This window comes from Staphylococcus sp. HMSC069D12 (assembly GCF_001810405.1).
In the GTDB taxonomy this organism is placed as follows: Bacteria; Bacillota; Bacilli; order Staphylococcales; family Staphylococcaceae; genus Staphylococcus; species Staphylococcus haemolyticus.
Map to the genome: position 1 here is coordinate 1 of NZ_KV801094.1, position 1,005 is coordinate 1,005.

2 protein-coding genes are annotated in these 1,005 nt (G+C 31.3%); both read left to right on the plus strand.

The window, feature by feature from the left end; genetic code table 11:
* The first annotated feature begins 226 nt into the window (after positions 1-226).
* Positions 227-664 carry a pathogenicity island protein gene (locus tag HMPREF2737_RS01815; RefSeq protein ID WP_070650033.1) on the plus strand — a complete coding sequence of 146 codons (438 nt, stop codon included), beginning with the start codon at positions 227-229 and terminating at the stop codon, positions 662-664.
* Positions 661-999, plus strand: coding sequence for a helix-turn-helix transcriptional regulator (locus tag HMPREF2737_RS01820; RefSeq protein ID WP_070650034.1), 339 nt, complete (start codon positions 661-663; stop codon positions 997-999). Before HMPREF2737_RS01815 ends, HMPREF2737_RS01820 begins: the two co-directional genes overlap by 4 nt.
* Positions 1,000-1,005: the final 6 nt, after the last annotated feature.

Consider the following 1,005-nt stretch of genomic DNA (forward strand, 5'->3'; position numbering starts at 1 on the left):
TCTTTTAACAGAAACAACATTGTCGGCAGAAGAATGTCAAAAAGTATTAGATGTCGTAGAAGAACAATTTTCTCAAAATATCCGAGAACAGAAAAAAGACGAATTGTCCCAAAAATCACAAAGAGATGTAAGACTTATGAGAATGGCCGAAGAAAATCGCATAGTTAAAAAATAAATATCTTGCCTATCCTTAGTGATAGGCTCATTTTATTTGTGAGGTGCATACATGAACCTTAGAAGAGTAAACTACTCACTATCATATTATGAAACTAAAATATCTGAATATACTTTGCTAACAGAATATAACCCTAAATTTATTAATACCAAGATTAAGGCCATCACTATGCAAATAGATATGATGTATCACTTAAATATCTCACATATGACTACCAATGAGGTGTATGGTGTTGTATCAATATCCTACCCACTAGAAAAGTTAGTGATTGATATTATAAGTGAAAAAGAGAAGTTAAAACATTTCAAAATGAAATCGAACAAGAACATGCAGCAATTGAAACAAGTCATTAAATCATATACGCCAAGTGAGCAAAAGGAAATTATGTATTATATGCAGTCTAATGGTTCAACGATAGATTATAGCCTCATAGAACGCTTACAACGTGATTTATACGCTTATAAGCATAAAGTAAGTGTTGCTACATGATATACGATAAACAAGCTATTAAACGGTTTATAATGGACTATCACAAAGAGAAAACGTCAAATGTTGTAAGCTATGATAATACTAATATAGATGATTTCTTTTCACTGACTGATGAAGTCGAACCCTTTGAACTAAGTGAGAATACTAGTAATCAAGTGTTCTTCAATGAACTAGATCAGCTTATTTATACAGTAGGGACTAGAAGGGAATACTACATATTTTTCTTGCTATGTGAAGGGAAATCTATAAATGAAATCGCAAAGATATTTGAGTTAAGTAGAGAAAGAATACGTCAACTATGGAATAGTTTATTAGACAAATTAGAGGAGGGATAACATGAG